Origin of the sequence: Falsibacillus pallidus (assembly GCF_050990905.1) — a bacterium.
Lineage (GTDB): Bacteria > Bacillota > Bacilli > Bacillales > DSM-25281 > Falsibacillus > Falsibacillus pallidus_A.
Genome location: NZ_CP158866.1, coordinates 123,124 through 143,263 on the forward strand (window position 1 = coordinate 123,124; position 20,140 = coordinate 143,263).

Below are 20,140 nucleotides of genomic sequence, written 5' to 3' on the forward strand. Positions count from 1 at the left end.
TTTTATTTTCGCAGAAGAAAAGCAAAGGGGTGAGGAAGAATGTTTCGTTTGTTCAAGGAGGATATAGAGGCTGTTTTTGAACAGGATCCGGCGGCAAGAAGCTACTTGGAAGTGGTATTGACGTATGCCGGCCTTCATGCCATATGGTCTCATCGTATTGCCCACGGACTTTTTAAACGTAGATTTTATTTTTTAGCCAGATTGATATCGCAGATCAGCCGTTTTTTCACAGGGATTGAAATCCATCCAGGAGCCAAGATCGGAAGACGGTTTTTCATTGACCATGGAATGGGAGTGGTCATCGGGGAAACATGTGAAATCGGCGACAACGTCACCGTCTATCAGGGCGTGACATTGGGGGGGACCGGAAAGGAAAAAGGCAAGCGGCATCCGACGCTCCAGGATAACGTACTGGTTGCCACCGGGGCGAAAGTTTTAGGGTCCATCACGATTGGAGAGAATTCCAAGATAGGGGCAGGATCGGTTGTATTGAAGAACGTACCGAAGAATTCAACTGTCGTTGGAATACCGGGAAGAGTAGTGATCCAGGATGGGGTCAAGATACCAAAAGATTTGAATCACAGCGATCTGCCGGATCCAGTGGATGACCGATGTCATGCCATGGAGATGAAGCTGCAGCAGCTGAAGGATGAATTGAATGAATTGAAGAAGGGGGTCCATCAATAGATGACTATTCAAATTTATAATACACTGTCCAGGAAAAAAGAGGATTTCATTCCGTTAGAAGAAGGTAAGGTCAAGATGTATGTCTGCGGACCGACCGTTTACAACTATATTCATATCGGGAACGCCCGACCTGCCATCGTCTATGATACAGTCAGGAAATATTTAGAGTATAGAGGCTATGATGTTGATTTTGTCTCTAACTTTACTGATGTCGATGATAAATTGATCAAGGCTGCCAATGAACTGGGGGAAGACGTCCCGACCATTGCTGAGCGTTTTATCAACGCCTACTTTGAGGATGTTTCCGCCCTTGGGTGCACAAAGGCAAATGTCCATCCGCGCGTAACAGAGAACATCGATCTAATCATTGAATTTATCGAGACCCTCATTGAAAAAGGCTTCGCCTATGAATCTGAAGGGGATGTCTATTACCGCACGCGCAAGTTTGATGAGTACGGGAAGCTTTCCCATCAATCCATCGATGACCTTAAGCTGGGTTCAAGGATCGAAGTGGGGGAAAAGAAGGAAGATGCCCTTGATTTCGCCCTTTGGAAAGCCGCAAAAGATGGCGAGATTTCATGGGATAGCCCTTGGGGGCAAGGACGTCCTGGCTGGCATATCGAATGCTCTGCCATGGCCCGTAAATATTTGGGCGACACGATCGATATCCATGCAGGAGGACAGGATTTGACGTTCCCTCACCACGAAAACGAAATCGCCCAGTCGGAAGCACTTACCGGGAAGACTTTTGCCCGCTACTGGATGCATAATGGCTATATTAATATCGATAACGAGAAAATGTCTAAATCCCTCGGGAATTTTGTCCTGGTGCATGATATCATTAAGCATCATGATCCGGAAGTGCTCAGATTCTTCATGCTGTCCGTGCATTACCGCCACCCGATCAATTACAGCGAAGAGCTGTTGGAGAATGCGAAATCAGCACTGGACCGCCTGAAGACTTCTTATCAAAACCTGATGCACCGCAAAGGGTCCAGCACCAATCTGGATGAAAACCAGCAAGAATGGCTTGAAAGAATCGAATCTGCACGCAGTCAGTTCGAAAAAGAGATGGACGACGATTTCAATACAGCAAACGGGATTTCTGTATTGTTCGAGCTGTCTAAACAAGCGAACTATTACTTGATGGAAAACAGTACATCTGAAGCGGTCATCGATCGTTTCCTTTCAGTATTTGAAGATTTAGGTGCTGTCCTTGGATTGAAAATGGAGCAGAAGGAAGAGCTTCTGGATGAAGAAATTGACGCTTTGATCCAAAAGAGGATCCAAGCTCGGAAAGACCGCGATTTCCAACTGGCGGATCAAATCCGAGACCAGTTGAAGGATCTGAATATCATTCTTGAGGATACGCCTCAAGGTCCAAGATGGAGACGAGGCTGATATGGATAGTATGCAAGGCAATGAGAAAAGCAGCATAGTGCCCAAGCAGTTGAACAGCCTTGCCCTTGCCTATATGGGAGATGCCGTATATGAAGTATATATACGGCGCCATCTCCTTGAAAAAGGACAAGTGAAGCCGCACCAGCTCCATAAAGAAGCGACAAAGTTCGTTTCAGCAAAAGCGCAGGCGAAGTTCCTCCACGATTTCTTCCAAGCGGATTTTTTCACTGAAGAAGAACAAGGTGTCATTCGACGCGGAAGGAACGCGAAGTCGGGCAGCATACCCAAAAATACGGATGTTCAGACATACCGGTACAGCACGGCATTTGAAAGTCTGATCGGATACTTATACCTAACGGGGAACACAGTGCGGATGGAAGAAATCATCCACATGATCCTCGAAGGAGAAACGGAAAAATTGAAAGGAGGACAAGCATGAGCCAGGAGTATATCATCGGGAAGAATCCCGTCATTGAGGCGCTTAAATCAGAGCGGGATATCAATAAGATATGGATAGCAGAAGGATCTCAAAAAGGACAGATGCAGCAGATCATCGGCATGGCCAAAGAAATGAAAGTATTTGTCCAATTTGTACCGAAGAAAAAAATCGATCAAATGGTCGAGGGAAATCACCAAGGGGTGGTTGCTCAGGTTGCAGCCTATGCCTATGCAGAGGTGGATGATTTATTTGCATTGGCAGAGAAGAGGGGAGAAGCTCCATTTTTCATGATATTGGATGAATTGGAGGATCCCCATAATCTTGGTTCGATCATGAGGACGGCAGATGCTGTAGGTGCCCACGGGATCATCATCCCAAAAAGACGGGCGGTTGGATTGACCGCTTCGGTTGCCAAAGCTTCGACAGGGGCCATTGAATATATTCCGGTTGCAAGGGTCACTAACCTTGCGCGGACAATAGAAGAATTAAAGGAACGCGGCGTGTGGATCTTCGGGACGGATGCCAAGGGCAGCGGGGATTACCGCAGCATGGATGGAGCGATTCCTCTTGCATTAGTAATAGGCAGTGAAGGAAAAGGAATGGGGAGGCTTATCAAGGAAAAGTGCGATTTTCTGATTCATTTGCCGATGGCAGGAAAAGTCACTTCCCTCAATGCTTCTGTAGCCGCCAGTCTATTAATGTATGAGGTTTACCGCAAAAGAAATCCATTGGGAGAATAGCCGATGGATATTCTCCTTGTCGATGGCTATAACATCATTGGAGCCTGGCCGGAACTAAGGGAGCTGAAAAAGAAGGACTTATCTGCTGCGCGGGATCGGCTGATTGAACGATTAGCCGATTACCAAGGATATACCGGGTATAAAGTAATCGTTGTATTTGATGCTTACTATGTCAAAGGAATCGAAAGGAAGTATCGAAATTACCGCATCGATGTCCTTTTTACGCGGGAACACGAGACAGCCGATGAACGGATTGAAAAAATGGCGATCGAAATGAACAACATTAAAACCCAGATTCATGTGGCCACTTCGGATTATACAGAACAGTGGGCAATTTTCGGCCAGGGGGCCCTGAGGAAATCGGCGCGAGAATTGTTGAACGAAATAAATGCAATCGACCGGAAGATTGAGAAAAAGCTGGAAAAAGACCAGCAGGTACGGCCTTCATCCAAGATTCCGCTCTCTAAAGAAGTTGCGGAAATTTTCGAAAAATGGCGCCGGGGACAGGGATGAGCGGTTGACGCCTTGAAAAACCGTGCTGTATAATATTTCTATCTATTGTTTTTGCGCGGTCAAGGGGGGACTTGTGTGAGCTCAAACAAAGGAATAGGAATTATTGAAGATTACGAGCAGCTTGAAGATGAACACCTAGTCGATTTGGTCCACCAAGGCGAAAGTGAAGCCTTGGATTTCCTTATTCAAAAATATCGGAATTTTGTGAGAGCAAAAGCCAGGTCGTATTTCTTGATAGGAGCGGATAAAGAAGACATCGTGCAAGAAGGCATGATCGGCTTGTATAAAGCGATCCGCGACTATAAAGAGGACAAGCTTACCTCTTTTAAAGCCTTTGCAGAATTATGCATCACAAGGCAGATCATCACAGCTATCAAGACAGCCACCAGGCAAAAGCATATCCCGCTGAATTCCTACGTTTCCCTCGATAAGCCCATCTATGATGAAGAGTCTGACAGGACCCTTATGGATGTCATTTCGGGGACGAAGGTCATGAATCCTGAAGAATTGATCATTAACCGCGAAGAATTCGACAATATTGAGGATAAAATGACTGAACTGCTCAGCGACCTTGAAAGAAAGGTTCTTGCCCTTTATCTGGACGGGCAGTCCTACCAGGAAATTTCTGAAGAACTCAATCGCCATGTGAAGTCTATTGACAACGCCCTTCAGAGGGTGAAAAGAAAATTAGAACGGTATTTAGAAGTAAGGGAATTCAGTCTGTAAAAAAATGGGGTTCGTATTGACACACTCTCTATTGCATGTTATTTTTTTATGGATGAAAAGATGCAGTGAATTAGGTGGTAATTATGAGTAAAAAGGTCGTATTAGCATGTTCTGTTTGCAGTTCCCGCAACTATTCTACTAATCATAAAGCTCCAAGCGGAGATAGGTTGGAATTGAGGAAGTTTTGCAAAACCTGCAATGACCACACCATCCATAAGGAAACAAAGTAGGTCCCTTTGAGATAAATCGCCGATTTTACGAGTTGGAGGTCACACAAATGTCTAGCATAACGCAATTCTTCCGCAATGTTACATCCGAAATGAGAAAGGTCAGCTGGCCAAAAAGAAAAGAACTAACAGGCTATACGGTCACAGTGTTTGCAACTGTCATTTTTCTTACTTTATTCTTTGCTGTTGTAGATTTAGGAATTTCTAAGCTTGTCCGACTCATTTTAGAATAGTATCATAGTAGAGAAGAAATTTTTAAGGTTACTTTGAATAACTTCTATTCCCCCATGGTATAATGGGGGTAGTTAAGAATTTTTCTTTCAAAAACCCGTCCTGCGGGTTTTTTAATTTGGTTTGAAAAAAGCAGCGGAATCCGCTGACTATATTTTTTTAGGGAGGGAAGGACGCATAGTCCTGCAGAATGGAAAAGAATTGGTATGTTGTCCATACGTATTCAGGCTACGAAAATAAGGTTAAAGCGAACCTGGAGAAGCGTGTCGAAACGATGGGGATGCAAGATAAGATTTTCCGGGTGATCGTACCTGAAGAGGAAGAAACTGATATCAAGAACGGCAAGAAAAAAGTGGTAAAAAGGAAAGTATTCCCTGGCTACGTGCTTGTTGAGATCATCATGACTGATGACTCATGGTATGTTGTACGGAACACGCCTGGTGTTACAGGATTTGTTGGCTCTGCCGGTTCTGGATCGAAGCCGACTCCGCTTCTTCCTGAAGAAGTGACGACAATCCTTAAACATATGGGAATGGAAGAAAAGCGAGTGGATGTTTCCTACACATTGGGCGAAACTGTATCGGTCAAAGAAGGGCCATTCGCGAACTTCACGGGTACTGTCGAAGAGATCGACCGCGACAAAGGAAAAGTCAAAGTCATGGTCAATATGTTTGGCCGGGAAACGCCGGTTGAGCTTGATTTTATACAAGTTGATAAATTATAATGGAAAACAACTTGAAATATTTCTGGATAAATGATAATATTTCAAAGGTCAGTATGTCTCAATCTGAGAGACTGAACATATGTTGAAGTACTTTATAATCATAAAGACATCTATATGAGTGGGAGGGCCAGAGCCCTATTACCACATCACGGACTTAAGGAGGTGTGTCTCGTGGCTAAAAAAGTAATTAAACTTGTTAAATTGCAAATTCCTGCTGGTAAAGCGAACCCTGCACCACCTGTTGGACCTGCATTGGGTCAAGCTGGTGTTAACATCATGGGATTCTGTAAAGAATTCAACGCTCGTACAGCAGATCAAGCTGGCTTAATCATTCCAGTTGAAATCACGGTATTTGAAGACCGTTCATTTACATTCATTACGAAGACTCCGCCTGCAGCTGTTCTATTGAAGAAAGCGGCTGGCATCGAGTCAGGTTCTGGAGAACCTAACCGTAAAAAGGTTGCAACAGTCAAACGTGACAAGGTACGTGAGATTGCTGAAACGAAAATGCCTGACCTAAATGCTGCAAGTGTTGAATCAGCAATGCGCATGGTCGAAGGTACTGCACGCAGCATGGGTATCGTCATCGAAGACTAATCCATGTAAATGAATTGTTTCAGTTGGACAAGGTTGCGAGGTTGAAAGCTGTTCACCCGCAACCTTTATTCGTGGGAGGTCATTCCGCTAAAACCACAATCAAGGAGGAAGTTTATCATGGCGAAAAAAGGTAAAAAATATCTTGAAGCTGTAAAATTAGTAGACCGTACAAAAGCTTATTCTGTTGAAGAAGCTATCGAGTTGGCGAAAAAAGTTAACTTCACTAAGTTCGATGCATCTGTAGAAGTTGCATTCCGTCTTGGCGTAGATCCTAAGAAAGCTGACCAGCAAATCCGTGGTGCAGTCGTTCTTCCGAACGGAACTGGTAAAACACAACGCGTATTGGTATTTGCTAAAGGTGAAAAAGCGAAAGAAGCAGAAGCTGCTGGAGCTGACTACGTAGGTGATTCTGATTACATCACTAAGATCCAACAAGGTTGGTTCGAGTTCGACGTAATCGTTGCGACTCCTGACATGATGGGCGAAGTTGGTAAAATCGGTCGCGTATTGGGACCAAAAGGTTTAATGCCAAACCCTAAAACTGGCACAGTTACTTTCGACGTAGAAAAAGCTGTCAACGAAATCAAAGCTGGTAAAGTAGAATACCGTGTTGATAAATCCGGTAACGTTCATGTTCCAATCGGTAAAGTGTCTTTCGAAGACAACAAGCTGGTTGAAAACTTCACAACAATCTTCGATACTATGCTTAAAGCTAAGCCATCTGCGGCTAAAGGTACTTACATGAAAAACATCACTGTAACTACTACAATGGGCCCTGGCGTAAAAGTTGATCCTTCTTCTTTCGCAGCGAAGTAAAAAAAGAGTTGACTTTACAAAATACATCTAGTAAAATGTGTTTTGTTGTATAAATAGAAAACATTTATACCGTAGACAGCAGGAGCTTTTTAAAGCTTAATATCCTGCCGAGGTAATCGCGATATATATAACGTTTAGCATCAGCTATTCGATATTGCGCCTCCATGTCTACTTTCGGATATGGAGGCTTTATTATTGTCGGTATGAATGTTCATCTAGTAAGTAGAAGCAACTGCGGCATTTGCTGCAGCTGCTGACAAATCTACAGGAGGTGTAAGGATGAGCAGCGTTTTAGAACAAAAGAAACAACTAGTAAACGAAATCTCTGAGAAATTCAAATCCAGTGTGTCTACTATCGTAGTTGACTACCGTGGATTGAGCGTTGCAGAGGTGACAGAACTTCGTAAGCAGCTTCGTGAAGCTGGAATCGAGTTCAAAGTGTACAAAAACACGATGACTCGCCGTGCGGCTGAAGCAGCAGAACTTAGTGGGTTGAATGACGCTCTTACAGGTCCTAACGCAATCGCGTTCAGTACTGAAGATGTCGTAGCTCCTGCGAAAGTTCTTAACGACTTTGCTAAAAAGCATGAAGCTTTGGAAATCAAAGCTGGTGTTATCGAAGGAAACATTGCAACTGTTGAAGAAATCAAAGCACTTGCAGAACTACCATCTCGCGAAGGCTTGCTTTCTATGTTGCTTAGCGTACTTCAAGCACCTATGCGCAACTTTGCCCTTGCTGCTAAAGCAGTGGCAGAACAAAAAGAAGAACAAGGCGCTTAATACAGCGTTCGCCTGAATACAGGCAAAAAACAATACTATTAATGTAAAAATTAAGGAGGAAATATATCATGACTAAAGAACAAATCATCGAAGCGATCAAAGAAATGACAGTTCTTGATCTTAACGATCTTGTAAAAGCTATTGAAGAAGAATTTGGTGTAACTGCTGCTGCTCCTGTAGCAATGATGGGTGGAGCTGCTGGTGGAGACGCTGCAGCTGAAAAAACTGAATTTGATGTTGTACTAACTGACGCTGGTGCACAAAAAATCAAAGTTATCAAAGTTGTTCGCGAAATCACAGGCCTTGGTCTTAAAGAAGCGAAAGAACTTGTTGATAACACTCCTAAAGCTCTTAAAGAAGGCATCGCTAAAGAAGAAGCTGAAGAACTTAAAGGCAAGCTTGAAGAAGTTGGAGCCGTTGTTGAAGTTAAGTAATCTTCTTGTAAATGAAAAGCTCGCTTGCTAAGCGGGCTTTTTTCTTCTTTAAAATAAATCCTCAACTTTTCTCTGCTGACAGTCTCCTTTAGGAGGTGATTTGAATGTCAAATCATTATTATTCCCGAACACCTGAAGTAAAAAGTGAACCTCAGTATTGGGAGTTTCGGTTGAAAAATCACACGTTTCGCTTTAAAACCGATACCGGAGTCTTTTCGAAAAGCGAAGTGGACTTTGGTTCAAGGCTTTTGATAGAAACGTTTGAAACACCTGATACGAAAGGTCCTATCCTTGATGTCGGCTGCGGATACGGTCCCATCGGACTGAGTATAGCTAAGCATGAGCCGGGGCGGACAGTTCATATGATAGATGTAAACCAGCGTGCACTCTCTCTTGCGGGGGAAAATGCGAAAGCGAATCACGTTGAGAATGTTCGGATCTATGAAAGTGATCGTCTAATGGGCGTGAAGGAATCAGGGTTCGCTGCAGTCATCACCAATCCCCCTATCCGTGCCGGAAAAACAGTGGTGCATGATATTTTTGAGCAGAGCCATAAGGTTTTGGCCGACAACGGCGAGATTTGGGTAGTCATCCAAAAGAAGCAGGGGGCGCCTAGCGCAAAGGCGAAATTAGAAGAATTATTTGCCGAAGTAGATATTGTTGAAAAAAGCAAGGGTTATTTTATCATTAGAGCAAAAAAATATTGACTGCTAATTTAGGCTATGTTAGCATTATAAAATGCCAATATATTATTTTCCGGAATTCTATCTATTTCATACATAGATTGTATAAAATTTGGATAGATTGGAAAGTATTATAAAATAATAGCTCGTCATGTGAAAATGTGGTTTTTAATAAAAAACCCTTTTTCTTTTTGTCTGTTGAGGAAGGGCTTTTCCTTGTCAATAGGCATTATAGACGCAATCAAAACGCTTGATTTGAGGGGTGAATCAGTTGACAGGTCAACTTGTTCAGTATGGACGACACCGCCAACGCAGAAGTTTTGCGCGTATCAGTGAGGTTTTGGAGCTTCCAAACCTTATTGAAATCCAAACATCTTCCTATCAATGGTTTCTAGATGAGGGATTAAAAGAAATGTTCCACGACATTTCTCCTATCGAAGATTTCACAGGGAACCTTTCCTTGGAATTCATCGACTATTCCCTTGGAGAGCCAAAGTATTCAGTTGAAGAATCAAAGGAAAGAGATGTTACATTCTCCGCGCCTCTTCGAGTGAAGGTACGTTTGGTTAACAAAGAAACAGGTGAAGTAAAAGATCAAGATGTATTTATGGGTGACTTCCCGCTGATGACTGAAACAGGTACTTTCGTCATCAATGGGGCAGAACGCGTAATTGTATCACAGCTCGTTCGTTCTCCGAGTGTGTATTACAGCGGTAAATTGGATAAGAACGGTAAAAAAGGATTCACTGCGACTGTTATTCCGAACCGCGGTGCCTGGCTTGAGTACGAAACAGATGCGAAGGATGTCGTATACGTACGCATCGACCGCACGCGCAAATTGCCGGTAACGGTTCTATTGCGTGCACTTGGATTCGGCTCCGACCAGGAAATCATCGATTTAATTGGTGATAATGAATATATTCGCAACACGCTGGAAAAAGACAATACGGAAAGCACTGAAAAAGCGCTTCTCGAAATCTATGAGCGTTTACGCCCGGGCGAACCGCCTACAGTTGAAAATGCGAAAAGCCTTTTGGTTTCCCGCTTTTTCGATCCAAAACGCTACGATCTAGCGAATGTTGGTCGCTATAAAATCAATAAAAAGCTTCATATCAAAAATCGTCTGTTCAATCAGAAACTGGCTGAAACATTGGCAGATCCTGAAACAGGCGAAATCATTGCAGAAAAAGGAACTCTTCTTGACCGCCGCACCCTGGATAAAATCCTTCCTCAGCTTGAAAGCGGAGTTGGATTTAAGACTTTCCGCCAAAACGGTGGAGTGGTAGAAGAGGATATTGTCCTGCAATCTATTAAAATTTTCGCTCCAAATGAGGAAGGCGAAAAGGACATCAACGTCATTGCCAACGCTTTTGTAGAAGAAGCAATCAAAAACATCACTCCTGCAGATATCATTTCTTCTATCAGCTACTTCTTCAACTTGCTTCATGAAGTAGGGGATACAGATGATATCGATCATCTAGGAAACAGACGTCTTCGTTCTGTCGGTGAATTGCTTCAGAATCAGTTCCGTATCGGTTTATCCCGTATGGAGCGTGTGGTACGCGAAAGGATGTCCATTCAGGATACAAACACAATCACGCCTCAGCAGCTGATCAACATCAGACCTGTGATTGCGTCAATCAAAGAATTCTTCGGAAGTTCCCAGTTGTCGCAGTTCATGGATCAAACCAATCCGCTTGCTGAATTGACGCATAAACGCCGTCTATCTGCATTGGGACCAGGTGGTTTGACACGTGAGCGTGCCGGATTCGAAGTACGTGACGTCCATTACTCCCATTATGGCCGCATGTGTCCGATCGAAACTCCAGAGGGTCCGAACATCGGATTGATCAACTCGCTTTCATCTTTTGCGAAAGTCAACCGCTTCGGATTTATTGAAACACCATATCGCCGCGTCGATCCTGAAACAGGAGACGTGACTAACCATATTGATTACTTGACTGCAGATGAGGAAGATAACTATGTTGTGGCACAGGCGAATGCTCGTTTGGGCGACAACGGGGAATTCCTTGATGAAGAAGTAATCGCTCGTTTCAGAGGGGAAAACACAGTCATCAAGAGAGAGCGCATCGACTACATGGATGTATCTCCTAAGCAGGTAGTATCTGCTGCGACTGCATGTATCCCGTTCTTAGAAAATGATGACTCCAACCGTGCATTGATGGGAGCGAACATGCAGCGCCAAGCTGTACCTCTCATGCAGCCTGAATCACCTATCGTCGGTACAGGTATGGAATATGTATCTGCAAAAGACTCCGGTGCTGCAGTAATCTGCAAACACGAAGGAATCGTTGAACATGTTGAATCCCGTGAAGTATGGGTTCGCCGCATCAAAGAAGTAGATGGCCAGGAAGTAAAAGGCGATCTTGATAAATACCGTATGCAAAAATTCATCCGTTCCAATCAGGGTACTTGCTACAACCAGCGTCCAATCGTTGCTGTAGGAAACCGTGTGACAAAAGGTGAAATCCTTGCTGACGGTCCATCAATGGAAAAAGGTGAATTGGCTCTTGGCCGCAACGTTATGGTCGGATTCATGACATGGGATGGATACAACTATGAAGATGCCATCATCATGAGCGAACGTCTTGTGAAAGATGATGTCTACACATCCATCCACATTGAAGAATACGAGTCAGAATCACGCGATACCAAACTGGGACCTGAAGAAATCACTCGCGATATTCCTAACGTCGGGGAAGATGCATTGCGCAACCTTGACGAACGCGGAATCATCCGGGTCGGTGCGGAAGTAAAAGACGGAGACCTGCTTGTTGGTAAAGTAACACCTAAAGGCGTAACTGAATTGACAGCTGAAGAACGTCTATTGCACGCAATCTTTGGTGAGAAAGCACGTGAAGTACGTGATACTTCACTACGTGTACCTCACGGCGGTGAAGGAATCATCCTTGATGTTAAAGTTTTCAACCGTGAAGACGGAGATGAGCTTCCTCCAGGCGTCAACCAGCTTGTCCGTGTCTATATCGTTCAGAAGCGTAAGATTTCTGAAGGAGATAAGATGGCCGGACGACATGGTAACAAAGGGGTTATCTCAAGGATCCTTCCAGAAGAAGATATGCCGTACTTGCCGGACGGCACACCAATCGACATCATGCTTAACCCACTAGGGGTTCCATCTCGTATGAATATCGGACAGGTGCTTGAGCTTCACCTTGGTATGGCTGCCAGAACGTTGGGAATCCATGTCGCATCTCCAGTATTTGACGGTGCGCGCGAGGAAGATGTCTGGTCTACCATTGAAGAAGCCGGCATGGCACGCGATGCAAAAACCATCCTTTACGATGGAAGAACAGGCGAGCCGTTCGATAACCGTGTATCTGTAGGTATCATGTATATGATCAAACTTGCTCACATGGTCGACGATAAGCTCCATGCACGTTCTACTGGACCATACTCTCTAGTTACGCAGCAGCCATTGGGCGGTAAAGCTCAATTCGGTGGTCAGCGTTTCGGTGAGATGGAGGTTTGGGCACTTGAAGCATATGGCGCAGCTTATACGCTTCAAGAAATTCTTACAGTTAAATCCGATGACGTTGTGGGCCGTGTGAAAACATACGAAGCCATCGTCAAAGGCGAAAATGTTCCAGAACCTGGTGTTCCGGAATCATTCAAAGTATTGATCAAAGAACTTCAAAGTTTGGGCATGGATGTTAAAATCCTTTCCGGCGATGAAGAAGAAATAGAAATGCGCGATTTGGAAGATGAAGAAGAACAGCAGCAAGCTGATACTCTTAACATCGCGCCTGATTCCAGAGAAGAAGAATCAGAAATTGTTGGCAGTAAGGAATAATCTCTTGTGAAGCAATAAGGGTAGAACCTGTAGATTAAAAGGGAGGTAGGCCCCTTGCTAGACGTTAATAATTTTGAGTATATGAAAATCGGTTTAGCTTCACCTGATAAAATCAGATCATGGTCATTCGGGGAAGTCAAAAAACCAGAAACTATCAACTATCGTACTTTAAAACCTGAAAAAGACGGTTTGTTCTGCGAGCGCATTTTCGGTCCTACAAAGGACTGGGAATGCCATTGCGGAAAGTACAAACGCGTACGCTATAAAGGCGTCGTCTGTGATCGATGCGGGGTAGAAGTAACAAGGGCGAAAGTTCGCCGTGAGCGCATGGGCCACATCGAACTTGCTGCACCTGTTTCCCACATCTGGTACTTCAAAGGTATCCCTAGCCGCATGGGCCTTGTCCTTGATATGTCCCCGCGTGCTTTGGAAGAAGTCATTTACTTCGCTTCCTATGTTGTAACAGAACCGGCTGATACAGCCTTAGAAAAGAAACAGCTTCTTTCCGAAAAGGAATATCGTGCATACCGTGAAAAGTACGGAAACAAATTCCAAGCTGCAATGGGTGCTGAAGCGATCAAAAAACTTCTTCAAGATATCGATTTGGACAAAGAAGTCGATTATCTGAAAGAAGATCTTAAAACTGCACAAGGCCAACGCCGTACACGTGCAATCAAACGCCTTGAAGTACTTGAAGCATTCCGAAACTCCGGAAATGATCCGGATTGGATGATTCTCGATGTGCTTCCTGTCATCCCTCCTGAACTTCGTCCGATGGTTCAGTTGGATGGAGGACGTTTTGCGACATCTGATTTGAATGATCTTTACCGCCGTGTCATCAACCGCAACAACCGTCTTAAGCGTCTATTGGACCTTGGTGCTCCAAGCATCATCGTTCAAAACGAGAAGCGTATGCTTCAAGAGGCTGTAGATGCGTTGATCGATAACGGACGCCGCGGCCGTCCAGTTACAGGCCCGGGCAACCGTCCATTAAAATCCCTTTCCCATATGCTGAAAGGGAAGCAAGGGCGCTTCCGTCAAAACTTGCTTGGTAAACGTGTTGACTACTCCGGCCGTTCTGTAATCGTCGTTGGTCCTAACTTGAAAATGTACCAATGCGGACTTCCGAAAGAAATGGCTCTTGAATTGTTCAAGCCATTCGTCATGAAAGAGCTTGTCGAAAAAGGCTTGGCGCATAACATCAAGAGTGCGAAAAGAAAAATCGAACGGGTTCAGCCTGAAGTATGGGATGTCCTCGAATCGGTCATTAAAGAGCATCCAGTTCTCTTGAACCGTGCTCCAACTCTTCACAGACTTGGAATCCAGGCGTTCGAACCAACATTGGTCGAAGGACGCGCAATCCGTCTTCATCCGCTAGTATGTACTGCATACAATGCTGACTTTGATGGTGACCAAATGGCCGTCCATGTACCTTTATCATCTGAAGCTCAAGCAGAAGCAAGATTGTTGATGCTTGCAGCTCAAAATATCTTGAATCCAAAAGATGGCAAGCCGGTTGTTACTCCTTCCCAGGACATGGTATTAGGAAACTATTACTTGACGATGGAAAGAGAAGGGGCTGTCGGTGAAGGCAGTATCTTCAAGGATACGAACGAAGCCTTGATTGCCTATCAAAATGGATATGTGCATCTGCACACTAGAATCGCCGTTCATGCCAGTTCAATAGTGAATCAAACATTCACTGACGAACAAAGGAAAATGCTTTTGATCACGACAGTCGGAAAACTCGTATTCAACGAGATCCTGCCTGATTCGTTCCCATACATCAACGAACCTACACAAACGAATCTGGAAGTTCGCACTCCAGAGAAGTATTTTGTAGATCCGACAACAAATGTCAAGGAACATATCCAAAAGCAGCCTGGCATTGATCCATTCAAGAAGAAAATCCTTGGAAACATCATCGCGGAAGTATTCAAGCGATTCAAAATCACTGAAACGTCTAAGATGCTTGACCGCATGAAAAACCTTGGATTCAAATACTCTACTAAAGCCGGCATCACTGTCGGTGTAGCAGATATCGTCGTATTGGCTGAAAAAGAAGAAATTCTAAAAGAAGCTCAAACGAAGGTAGACAATGTATTGAAGCAGTTCCGCCGTGGTCTTATCACGGAAGAAGAACGCTATGACCGCGTCATCTCCATCTGGAGTGGTGCGAAAGATACAATCCAAGGCAAGCTGATGGCTTCCCTTGACAAACGCAACCCGATCTTCATGATGAGTGACTCTGGTGCCCGTGGTAACGCATCTAACTTTACACAGTTGGCTGGTATGCGCGGATTGATGGCCAACCCGGCCGGACGCATCATCGAGTTGCCGATCAAATCTTCATTCCGTGAAGGTCTGACAGTACTCGAGTACTTCATCTCGACGCACGGTGCGCGTAAAGGTCTTGCGGATACAGCCTTGAAAACAGCTGACTCAGGATATCTTACACGCCGTCTTGTTGATGTTGCACAGGATGTTATCGTCCGTGAAGATGACTGCGGAACAGACCGCGGCCTTCATATCAGCTCCATCAAAGAAGGCACAGAAATCATCGAGCCATTGGAAGAGCGCCTGATTGGCCGTTATGCAAGAAAAGCCATCAAAAACCCTGAAACTGGCGATGTGATGGTAAATGAAAACGAATTGATCGACGAAGATCTGGCGAAAGCCATCGTAAGTGCAGGTGTGGAATCTGTTTCCATCCGTTCTGCCTTCACTTGCAACACACGCCACGGCGTATGTAAGAAGTGCTACGGCCGCAACTTGGCTACTGGCCAGCAGGTTGAAGTGGGAGAAGCGGTCGGTATTATCGCTGCCCAATCAATCGGTGAACCAGGTACACAGCTTACAATGCGTACATTCCATACAGGTGGGGTTGCAGGGGACGATATCACACAAGGTCTTCCTCGTATCCAAGAGTTGTTTGAGGCTCGTAATCCTAAAGGGCAAGCAATCATTTCCGAAATCACCGGTGTTGTCACAGCCATCAACGAAGGCCGCGACCGCCAGCAGGAAATCGTTGTCCAGGGTGAAGTCGAAACGCGCTCTTATAACGCGCCATATACAGCACGCTTGAAAGTTGCTGTAAATGATAAAGTTGACCGCGGCCAAGTAATGACTGAAGGGTCCATCGATCCGAAAGAATTGCTTAAAGTTCGTGATGTCAATGCGGTGCAGGAATACCTGCTTCGCGAAGTACAAAAAGTTTACCGTATGCAGGGTGTTGAAATCGGTGATAAGCACGTTGAAGTAATGGTTCGCCAAATGCTTCGCAAAGTACGTGTCATCGATGCCGGCGATACAGAAGTTCTTCCTGGATCTCTTCTTGATATCCATCAATTCACGGATGCCAACGAAAAAGCAATCCTTGAAGGCGGAGTGCCTGCAACAGGACGTCCAGTCTTGCTCGGTATTACAAAAGCATCACTTGAAACGGATTCCTTCTTGTCTGCAGCATCGTTCCAGGAAACAACTCGTGTCCTTACAGATGCAGCAATCAAAGGAAAACGCGACGAGCTTCTCGGCTTGAAAGAGAATGTCATCATCGGTAAATTGGTGCCGGCAGGAACAGGCATGCAGCGCTACCGCAAGGCTGAAGCCGACCTGATCGGTTCTGAAGAACCAGTGACGGTAGAATAATAAAAATAGGCCGGCGCAAAAGGATAGCAACTCTTCCTTTTGCGTCCGGCTCCATTTTTGAAAATTATCAAATATCCTGTTGACATTAAAATAGGTAGATGATAATATATTCAAGGTTGCTCTTATTCTTTATCCAGCTGCTTTGGAGGATATGCAAATGTCTTATGAAAAAGTATCGCAGGCTAAAAGTTTTATAGCAGGAACTAAACAGACAGTTAAAGCTCTAAAAGATAGAAATGTCAATGAAGTCATCGTTGCCGATGATGCCGATCCAATGTTGACGGCGAAGGTAATTGAAACGGCTGAGAACATGAATGTCACAATTACTCATGTAGATTCTATGCGAAAGCTTGGAAGAACATGCGGTATTGATGTCGGAGCAGCAGCTGTCGCACTATTTTATTAACATGTTTTTGCAGCACTGGTGAACTGCAAAGACTTTGTTTTTGCTTAAAAATGAACCACCTGGATGTGTGGGCTTAAACAAACTTGAAGGGAGGAAATACACATGCCAACTATTAACCAATTAGTGCGTAAACCACGTCAATCAAAATCGACTAAATCTAAATCTCCAGCACTTAACAAAGGTTATAACAGCTTCAAAAAAGCTAACACAAACGTATCATCTCCACAAAAACGCGGAGTATGTACTCGTGTTGGTACAATGACACCAAAGAAACCGAACTCCGCATTGCGTAAATATGCTCGTGTTCGTTTGACTAACGGTATCGAGGTAACTGCTTATATTCCTGGTATTGGCCATAACTTGCAAGAGCACAGCGTCGTACTTATCCGCGGCGGACGTGTAAAGGATTTACCAGGGGTGCGTTATCACATCGTTCGTGGTGCTTTGGATACTGCAGGCGTTGACAGCCGCAGACAAGGCCGTTCTAAATACGGTACTAAGCGCCCTAAACCAGCTAAAAAATAATTCAATGAAGAAAGTAAGCTTTTGCTGAAAGGAGGAAATACACATGCCACGTAAAGGTCCTGTTTCTAAAAGAGATGTATTGCCAGATCCGCTTTACAATTCTAAACTAGTGACTCGCTTAATCAATAAAATGATGGTTGATGGCAAGAAAGGTACTTCTCAAAAAATTCTTTATTCATCTTTTGATATCATCAAAGATCGCACAGGTAAAGATGCAATGGAAGTATTCGATCAAGCTTTGAAAAACATCATGCCAGTATTGGAAGTAAGAGCTCGTCGTGTTGGTGGTGCAAACTACCAAGTACCAGTTGAGGTTCGCCCTGAGCGCCGTACGACTCTTGGTCTTCGCTGGTTAGTAAACTACGCTCGTCTTCGCGGTGAAAAAACCATGGAAGAGCGTTTAGCTAACGAAATTCTTGATGCAGCAAACAACACTGGTGCAGCAGTCAAGAAACGTGAAGATACACACAAAATGGCGGAAGCAAACAAAGCGTTTGCTCACTACCGCTGGTAATTTGATCTTTAAACCTAAAAAATTATTCATATAGGAAGGAGAAATAACAGCATGGCAAGAGAGTTCTCCTTAGATAACACTCGTAATATCGGTATCATGGCTCACATCGATGCTGGTAAAACAACAACTACTGAACGTGTTCTTTACTACACTGGACGTATCCATAAGATTGGTGAAACACACGAAGGTGCTTCCCAAATGGACTGGATGGAACAGGAGCAAGAGCGCGGTATCACAATCACTTCCGCTGCAACTACTGCATCTTGGAAGGGTCACCGCGTAAACATCATCGATACTCCGGGACACGTAGACTTCACAGTAGAAGTTGAACGTTCTCTTCGTGTACTTGACGGTGCAGTTGCTGTACTTGATGCTCAATCTGGTGTTGAGCCTCAAACAGAAACTGTTTGGCGCCAAGCTACAACTTACGGAGTACCACGTGTCGTTTTCGTCAACAAAATGGACAAAATCGGTGCAGACTTCTTGTACTCTGTAAAAACTCTTCATGACCGTCTTCAAGCTAACGCTCATCCAATTCAGATTCCTATCGGAGCTGAAGATGAGTTTGAAGCGATCATCGACTTAGTCGAAATGAGAGCAGTATTCTATGGCAACGACCTAGGTACTGAAATCGAAGTTCGCGACATTCCTGAATCTCACCAAGAGCTTGCAGAAGAATGGCGTGAAAAACTTATCGAAGCAGTTGCAGAACTTGATGAAGAATTAATGGAAAAATACCTTGGTGGAGAAGAAATCTCTACTGATGAGTTAAAAGCAGCTATCCGTAAAGGTACTGTTAACGTTGAATTCTATCCTGTAATCTGTGGATCTGCCTTCAAAAACAAAGGTGTTCAGCTTATGTTGGATACAGTAATCGACTATCTTCCATCTCCATTGGATGTTCCAGCAATCAAAGGAACTGTTCCAAACTCTGATGAAGAGGTTACTCGTCCTTCAAGCGATGAAGAGCCATTCTCAGCTCTTGCGTTTAAAGTAATGACTGACCCTTATGTTGGTAAGTTGACGTTCTTCCGTGTATATTCCGGTACATTAAACTCCGGTTCATACGTACAAAACTCTACAAAGGGCAAACGTGAGCGCGTAGGTCGTATCCTGCAAATGCACGCTAACTCCCGTGAAGAGATCTCTCAAGTGTATGCAGGTGATATCGCTGCTGCTGTAGGTCTTAAAGACACTACTACAGGTGACACTCTATGTGATGAAAAGAATCTTGTTATTCTTGAATCAATGGAATTCCCTGAGCCGGTTATCTCTGTTGCAATTGAGCCAAAATCTAAAGCTGACCAAGATAAAATGACTACAGCTTTACAAAAGCTTCAAGAAGAGGATCCTACGTTCCGTGCGCACACTGACCAGGAAACTGGACAAGTTATCATCGCTGGTATGGGTGAACTTCACCTTGATATCATCGTTGACCGTATGAAGCGTGAATTCAAAGTTGAAGCAAATGTTGGTGCACCTCAGGTTTCCTACCGTGAAACTTTCCGTGCTTCTGCTCAAGTCGAAGGTAAATTCGTTCGACAATCCGGTGGACGCGGACAATACGGTCACGTTTGGATCGAATTCTCTCCTAACGAAGAAGGAAAAGGATTCGAATTCGAAAACGGAATCGTCGGTGGTGTAGTACCTCGTGAATACGTACCTGCTATCCAATCCGGATTAGAAGATGCGCTTGACAACGGTGTACTTGCGGGCTACCCGCTAATCGACATCAAAGCTCGTTTGTTTGATGGTTCTTACCATGATGTTGACTCCTCTGAGATGGCATACAAAATTGCGGCTTCTATGGCGCTTAAAAATGCCGTATCAAAATGTAACCCAGTTATTCTTGAGCCTATCATGAAGGTTGAGATTGTTATCCCTGAAGAATATTTAGGAGATATCATGGGTGACGTTACTTCTCGTCGTGGACGAGTTGAAGGAATGGAAGCTCGTGGTAATGCACAAGTTGTTAAATCATTCGTTCCACTTTCTGAAATGTTTGGTTACGCAACTTCCCTTCGTTCTAATACGCAAGGACGTGGAGTATTCTCCATGCACTTCGATCATTACGAAGAAGTACCAAAATCAATCAGCGAACAAATCATCAAAAAAAATAAAGGCGAGTAATTGATTTCTCACCTTTAATGAAGTATAACTACTAGTGTAGAACGTGGTTTATAAGAAGATGGTGCACCATCTTCTTTGAACCATATT

Annotated in this window: 20 protein-coding genes and 1 other annotated feature; all 20 genes read left to right on the forward strand. The window is 44.2% G+C overall.

The genetic code is table 11. The annotated features are described in order from the left end of the window. Positions 1 to 39: 39 nt before the first annotated feature. The 20 genes from cysE (at position 40) to fusA (ending at position 20,053) form a co-directional block, all read left to right on the forward strand. Positions 40 to 687, forward strand: coding sequence for a serine O-acetyltransferase (cysE, locus tag ABTV07_RS00620; RefSeq protein ID WP_114746871.1), 648 nt, complete (start codon positions 40 to 42; stop codon positions 685 to 687). Next, entirely contained in the window at positions 688 to 2,088 is a 1,401-nt protein-coding gene (gene cysS / locus ABTV07_RS00625) for a cysteine--tRNA ligase (RefSeq protein ID WP_433746213.1), read from the forward strand. It begins immediately after the preceding gene. Position 2,089: 1 nt separating this feature from the next. Continuing rightward, on the forward strand, positions 2,090 to 2,527 hold the full coding sequence (locus tag ABTV07_RS00630; RefSeq protein ID WP_433746216.1) for a Mini-ribonuclease 3: 438 nt from the start codon (positions 2,090 to 2,092) through the stop codon (positions 2,525 to 2,527). Beyond that, positions 2,524 to 3,267, forward strand: coding sequence for a 23S rRNA (guanosine(2251)-2'-O)-methyltransferase RlmB (gene rlmB, locus ABTV07_RS00635; RefSeq protein ID WP_433746219.1), 744 nt, complete (start codon positions 2,524 to 2,526; stop codon positions 3,265 to 3,267). Before ABTV07_RS00630 ends, rlmB begins: the two co-directional genes overlap by 4 nt. 3 nt (positions 3,268 to 3,270) lie before the next feature. Beyond that, positions 3,271 to 3,780, forward strand: coding sequence for an NYN domain-containing protein (locus tag ABTV07_RS00640; RefSeq protein ID WP_433746222.1), 510 nt, complete (start codon positions 3,271 to 3,273; stop codon positions 3,778 to 3,780). Positions 3,781 to 3,855: 75 nt separating this feature from the next. After that, on the forward strand, positions 3,856 to 4,506 hold the full coding sequence (gene sigH / locus ABTV07_RS00645; RefSeq protein ID WP_114746867.1) for an RNA polymerase sporulation sigma factor SigH: 651 nt from the start codon (positions 3,856 to 3,858) through the stop codon (positions 4,504 to 4,506). Positions 4,507 to 4,589: 83 nt separating this feature from the next. Then, positions 4,590 to 4,736 (forward strand): 50S ribosomal protein L33, encoded by a 147-nt coding sequence (gene rpmG / locus ABTV07_RS00650; protein ID WP_114746866.1) that lies wholly within the window; start codon positions 4,590 to 4,592, stop codon positions 4,734 to 4,736. Positions 4,737 to 4,783: 47 nt separating this feature from the next. Next, on the forward strand, positions 4,784 to 4,966 hold the full coding sequence (gene secE / locus ABTV07_RS00655; protein ID WP_114746865.1) for a preprotein translocase subunit SecE: 183 nt from the start codon (positions 4,784 to 4,786) through the stop codon (positions 4,964 to 4,966). A 188-nt stretch (positions 4,967 to 5,154) separates the two neighbouring features. Next, entirely contained in the window at positions 5,155 to 5,688 is a 534-nt protein-coding gene (gene nusG / locus ABTV07_RS00660; protein ID WP_433746227.1) for a transcription termination/antitermination protein NusG, read from the forward strand. Positions 5,689 to 5,859: 171 nt separating this feature from the next. Continuing rightward, complete coding sequence (rplK, locus tag ABTV07_RS00665) at positions 5,860 to 6,285, forward strand: 50S ribosomal protein L11 (protein ID WP_147278280.1); 426 nt, start codon at positions 5,860 to 5,862, stop codon at positions 6,283 to 6,285. Between the two features lie 117 nt (positions 6,286 to 6,402). Continuing rightward, positions 6,403 to 7,101 carry a 50S ribosomal protein L1 gene (gene rplA / locus ABTV07_RS00670; protein ID WP_433746231.1) on the forward strand — a complete coding sequence of 233 codons (699 nt, stop codon included), beginning with the start codon at positions 6,403 to 6,405 and terminating at the stop codon, positions 7,099 to 7,101. Between the two features lie 51 nt (positions 7,102 to 7,152). Further along, positions 7,153 to 7,303: a sequence feature (ribosomal protein L10 leader region), on the forward strand. A gap of 77 nt (positions 7,304 to 7,380) precedes the next feature. Beyond that, positions 7,381 to 7,881 (forward strand): 50S ribosomal protein L10, encoded by a 501-nt coding sequence (gene rplJ / locus ABTV07_RS00675; protein WP_433746234.1) that lies wholly within the window; start codon positions 7,381 to 7,383, stop codon positions 7,879 to 7,881. A gap of 68 nt (positions 7,882 to 7,949) precedes the next feature. Further along, the gene (gene rplL, locus ABTV07_RS00680; RefSeq protein ID WP_433746237.1) at positions 7,950 to 8,315 is read left to right on the forward strand and encodes a 50S ribosomal protein L7/L12; all 366 of its coding nucleotides are present in this window, start codon (positions 7,950 to 7,952) and stop codon (positions 8,313 to 8,315) included. A 104-nt stretch (positions 8,316 to 8,419) separates the two neighbouring features. Continuing rightward, the gene (locus ABTV07_RS00685; RefSeq protein WP_433746240.1) at positions 8,420 to 9,022 is read left to right on the forward strand and encodes a class I SAM-dependent methyltransferase; all 603 of its coding nucleotides are present in this window, start codon (positions 8,420 to 8,422) and stop codon (positions 9,020 to 9,022) included. Between the two features lie 247 nt (positions 9,023 to 9,269). Beyond that, complete coding sequence (rpoB, locus tag ABTV07_RS00690; protein ID WP_433746243.1) at positions 9,270 to 12,830, forward strand: DNA-directed RNA polymerase subunit beta; 3,561 nt, start codon at positions 9,270 to 9,272, stop codon at positions 12,828 to 12,830. 54 nt (positions 12,831 to 12,884) lie between these two features. After that, on the forward strand, positions 12,885 to 16,478 hold the full coding sequence (gene rpoC, locus ABTV07_RS00695) for a DNA-directed RNA polymerase subunit beta' (protein ID WP_433746246.1): 3,594 nt from the start codon (positions 12,885 to 12,887) through the stop codon (positions 16,476 to 16,478). A 157-nt stretch (positions 16,479 to 16,635) separates the two neighbouring features. Further along, positions 16,636 to 16,884, forward strand: coding sequence for a 50S ribosomal protein L7ae-like protein (locus tag ABTV07_RS00700; RefSeq protein WP_433751020.1), 249 nt, complete (start codon positions 16,636 to 16,638; stop codon positions 16,882 to 16,884). Between the two features lie 102 nt (positions 16,885 to 16,986). Then, positions 16,987 to 17,409 (forward strand): 30S ribosomal protein S12, encoded by a 423-nt coding sequence (rpsL, locus tag ABTV07_RS00705; protein ID WP_114746855.1) that lies wholly within the window; start codon positions 16,987 to 16,989, stop codon positions 17,407 to 17,409. 43 nt (positions 17,410 to 17,452) lie between these two features. After that, positions 17,453 to 17,923 (forward strand): 30S ribosomal protein S7, encoded by a 471-nt coding sequence (gene rpsG / locus ABTV07_RS00710; RefSeq protein ID WP_114746854.1) that lies wholly within the window; start codon positions 17,453 to 17,455, stop codon positions 17,921 to 17,923. Positions 17,924 to 17,974: 51 nt separating this feature from the next. Further along, positions 17,975 to 20,053 carry an elongation factor G gene (fusA, locus tag ABTV07_RS00715; protein ID WP_433746250.1) on the forward strand — a complete coding sequence of 693 codons (2,079 nt, stop codon included), beginning with the start codon at positions 17,975 to 17,977 and terminating at the stop codon, positions 20,051 to 20,053. Positions 20,054 to 20,140 lie beyond the last annotated feature (87 nt).